The organism is Stenotrophomonas sp. STEN030 (assembly GCF_056759995.1).
In genome coordinates, this window is sequence record NZ_JBRREB010000112.1 from 1 (window position 1) to 3,467 (window position 3,467).

The following is a 3,467-nucleotide window of genomic DNA, read 5'->3' on the forward strand; positions in this document are numbered from 1 at the left end:
CGTAAAGCCGATCGCTCAGCGCCCCACAGAAGTGCACGGCGCATTGCCTTCCCTTCTCCCGCCTGCGGGAGAATGTGCCCGTCAGGGCGGATGAGGGGGCTTTGGGCTTTGGGCTTTGGGCTTTGGGCTTTGGGCTTTGGGCTTTGGGCTTTGGGCTGTGGGCTTTCGGCTTTCGGCTTTCGGCTTTCGGCTTTCGGCATTGAGCGTTTGTGCCCTTGCCTTCCCGCACCACCAACACCTCCCAAACCCAGCTACCCTCCCCAAGCACCCCAACAACAGAACCCAATGTCCCTCGGCATCTTCTGCGCCGTCCTGTTCGCCGCCCTGCTCCACGCCAGCTGGAACGCCATTGTCAAACTCGGCGGCGACAAGCTGCTGACCACGATTCTGGTCACCGGTTGGGCTGCAGTTCTGTCCGCCATCGCCCTGCCCTGGCTGCCAGCCCCCGCCGCAGCCAGCCTGCCCTGGCTCGCCGCATCAGCCATGCTGCAGACCGGCTACTACGTCTTGGTCGCCCGCGCCTATCACAGCGCCGACATGAGCCTGTCCTACCCGCTGATGCGCGGCTGCGCGCCGTTGCTGGTCGCCATCGCCGGCACCTGGCTGTTCGACGAACACCTGTCTGCCGCCGCCTGGAGCGGTATCGCGCTGATCAGCAGCGGCATCCTGTGCATGGCAGGCAGCAGCAACGCCCGCAACCTCCGCCTGCCGCTATGCATCGCCGTGGTCATTGCCACTTACACCCTCGTCGATGCACAGGGCGCGCGCCTGTCCGGCAACGCGTTGAGTTACACGCTGTGGCTGTTCCTGCTGTCCGGCCTGCCGTTGCCGATCTGGGCGTTGCTCGCCCGCCGCCAGCAGCTGGGCAGCTATCTGCGCGGCAACTGGCAGCGCGGACTGGTTGGCGGTATCGGCACTACGGCGTCGTATGCAATCGCGCTATGGGCGATGACCATTGCGCCGGTCGCGGTCATCGCCGCGCTGCGTGAGACCTCGATCCTGTTCGCGCTGCTGATCTCGGCGCTGCTGCTGAAAGAGCACATCAGCCGCAAACGCATGCTCGCGGCGGTGCTGATCATCACTGGTGTAGTGCTGTTGCGATTGATGTAAACCAGACGAAACTCAGAGCGGCGGCATCACGCTGATATCGTCGTCCACCAGTTCCATCGCCATCACCAGCGCATCTTCGCGCCCGTTCGCGGTCGGGTAGTAACGCGGACGGCGACCGATCTCGTTGAAGCCTTCGCTGTGGTACAGCGCGATGGCCGAGGTATTGGACGGCCGCACTTCCAGGAATACCCGCAACGCGCCACGCTGTCGCGCAACCCGCACCAATTCGCGTAGCAGACGCCGGCCGTGACCACGCGACTGACACAGCGGATCAACACAGACATTGAGTACGTGCGCTTCATCGACAGCAATGCTCAGCACGGCGTAGCCGACAATACCGTCATCCTGCATCAGTACCCGGCAGGGATAGTCGGCGCGCAGACAATCCTGGAAGATGCCGCGCGTCCACGGGAACGGATAGGCGCGCAACTCCACTTCCATCACCGCATCCAGGTCCCCCGCATGCATGGGACGCAGGACCGACCCCAGCGCGGTCATTGCCGTGCTTTCCGCCGCAAACTGCGCAGCTGCGGCCACAGGGCACGCTTGGCGGCCGGATCGGCACGCAGCTGGGCCAAGGGCCAGCTGTCCATCAGCGCCCGTGTTTCCGGCTCATTGGGATTGCAGCCGGAAGCACGCAACAAGGCGATCTGCAGGCGGTCGGGCATCCCCAAGCCGCCGCTGCGACGAACACTACCCGGTGTAGCGGCAGAAAATACCGGCGCCGGCGCCGGTGCGGTGCTCGGTGCCTGCGGTGCCTTTGCGGCCACGTCTCGCGGTGGGGTAACAGCAACCGGCTTGGTCACCGCAGGTTGCGGCTGCGCTGCCAACTCCACCGCTACCGTAGCGGTGTCAAAGGCTGGCGCAGCCACGGCTGGCGGCGGGTCCAGCGCGCCGCCTTCCAGATAAACGGTGTAGCCCATCGCCTGCAGCCATGCCTGCTGCTCGGGGGTCCACACCGGCACGGGCGAGAAACCGATCACTGCACCTTGCCGGCCGGCTGCCGCCAGCGTTGCAGCGCCCACATCACCGGGCCGGACAGCGCATAGATCACGCCAACCGCCAACAAGGTGCGCGCCGGGTCCAGCACCACGATCGAGATAATGATCGGCACCAGCGCCAGCACCACGAACGGCACGCGCTCAGAACGCGGGCCCTTCTCGCTGCCACCCTTGAAGCTCCAGAAGCGGATCCGGCTGACCATCAACAGGCCCGACACAATGGTCACGCCCAGCGCCACATAGCGCAGTTCCTCACCGCTCCAGCCCAGCTCGCCATCGGCGAAGGCCCAGACGAAGGACATCATCAAACCGGCCGCAGCCGGACTGGCCAGGCCGACAAACCAGCGCTTGTCGACCGTGCCCACCTGGGTATTGAAGCGGGCCAGACGCAGCGCCGCGCAGGCCGCATACAGGAAGGCCGCCGACCAGCCGACCCGGCCCAGCACGTCGCCATCGAACTTCAGTGAGGACAGGGCCCAGTGGTACATCACCAGCGCCGGCGCCATGCCGAAGCTGACCAGATCGGCCAGGGAGTCGTATTGCACGCCGAACTCGCTGCTGGTGCCGGTCAAACGCGCAACCCGGCCGTCCAGCCCATCCATCACCGCCGCCACGAACACGGCGACGCTGGCGTGGACGAACTGCCCGTTGGAGGCGGCAATGATCGCGTAGAACCCGGCAAACAGGCCGGCGGTGGTAAACAGGTTCGGGAGCAGGTAGATGCTGCGCGAACGCGGTGGTGGTCTCAATTCGTCCATACCGGAGAGTTTAATCGACTTGCCAGCCGCGTCACCGGGTGCTGCAATCGCTGTCTGCCCTGTTCCGGTGTCTGGAGTTGCCATGCTCACCCTGCCACGCCTCTGCTGCCTGCTCCTGCTCAGCACCGCTGCCACTGCCAGCGCCGCCAATCTGTACAAGTGGAAGGACGCCAATGGCGTCACCCAGTACTCCGAGCGCCCGCCGGCCGGCAAGCAGTTCGAAACCCGCCGCATCACCGCCAGCGGTACTTCTGTCGCCGAACCAGAGGTTGCGGCCGGCGCCGGCGAATCCGAGCAGTGCCTGGGTGCACGCAAGAATCTGGAGTTACTGAACGGCAGCGGCCCGGTCAGCCAAGGCGTTGGTAGCGATGGCAAGCCGGGAGCTCCGCTGGACGACGCCCAGCGCGCAGCGCAGAAGCAGCTGGCCGAGGCCGCAGCTGCGGTCTATTGCAAGCCTGCACCGAAGAACTGAGCTGGTAGCTGACAAGCAAAACCGGGGTGGGCGGCGGGGGGTTTTGGTGGTAGAAACCGCAGCCGGCCCCCTGGAGTGGGTGTTGTGGGGGCGCGCGCGGACCCGCCCCCACGGGGGGGGGGGGGC

Annotated in this window: 5 protein-coding genes; 2 read left to right on the plus strand and 3 right to left on the minus strand. The window is 65.8% G+C overall.

Going from position 1 to position 3,467, the window contains the following annotated elements; genetic code table 11:
• The first annotated feature begins 285 nt into the window (after positions 1 to 285).
• Entirely contained in the window at positions 286 to 1,110 is an 825-nt protein-coding gene (locus ACVOLR_RS19960; protein ID WP_481537974.1) for an EamA family transporter, read from the plus strand.
• Between the two features lie 12 nt (positions 1,111 to 1,122).
• On the opposite strand, the gene rimI is transcribed toward ACVOLR_RS19960, so the two are convergent.
• The 3 genes from rimI to pssA are packed head-to-tail and all read right to left on the minus strand — an operon-like array spanning position 1,123 to position 2,869.
• A complete protein-coding gene (gene rimI, locus ACVOLR_RS19965; RefSeq protein WP_481537975.1) occupies positions 1,123 to 1,608 on the minus strand; it encodes a ribosomal protein S18-alanine N-acetyltransferase in 486 nt (161 codons plus the stop codon).
• Complete coding sequence (locus tag ACVOLR_RS19970; protein WP_481537977.1) at positions 1,605 to 2,033, minus strand: alanine acetyltransferase; 429 nt, start codon at positions 2,031 to 2,033, stop codon at positions 1,605 to 1,607. Before ACVOLR_RS19970 ends, rimI begins: the two co-directional genes overlap by 4 nt.
• A gap of 56 nt (positions 2,034 to 2,089) precedes the next feature.
• Positions 2,090 to 2,869, minus strand: a complete 780-nt coding sequence (gene pssA, locus ACVOLR_RS19975; protein WP_481537978.1) for a CDP-diacylglycerol--serine O-phosphatidyltransferase — start codon at positions 2,867 to 2,869, stop codon at positions 2,090 to 2,092.
• A gap of 82 nt (positions 2,870 to 2,951) precedes the next feature.
• On the opposite strand from pssA, the gene ACVOLR_RS19980 reads away from it, so the two are divergent.
• Complete coding sequence (locus tag ACVOLR_RS19980; RefSeq protein ID WP_481537976.1) at positions 2,952 to 3,341, plus strand: DUF4124 domain-containing protein; 390 nt, start codon at positions 2,952 to 2,954, stop codon at positions 3,339 to 3,341.
• The last annotated feature ends 126 nt before the right edge of the window (positions 3,342 to 3,467 follow it).

Excerpts from the sequence above, each read along its gene's own strand:
- pssA (WP_481537978.1), bottom strand. The coding sequence starts at position 2,869 with ATGGACGAATTGAGACCACCACCGCGTTCGCGCAGCATCTACCTGCTC.
- ACVOLR_RS19960 (WP_481537974.1), top strand. The coding sequence starts at position 286 with ATGTCCCTCGGCATCTTCTGCGCCGTCCTGTTCGCCGCCCTGCTCCAC.
- rimI (WP_481537975.1), bottom strand. The coding sequence starts at position 1,608 with ATGACCGCGCTGGGGTCGGTCCTGCGTCCCATGCATGCGGGGGACCTG.
- ACVOLR_RS19980 (WP_481537976.1), top strand. The coding sequence starts at position 2,952 with ATGCTCACCCTGCCACGCCTCTGCTGCCTGCTCCTGCTCAGCACCGCT.
- ACVOLR_RS19970 (WP_481537977.1), bottom strand. The coding sequence starts at position 2,033 with ATGGGCTACACCGTTTATCTGGAAGGCGGCGCGCTGGACCCGCCGCCA.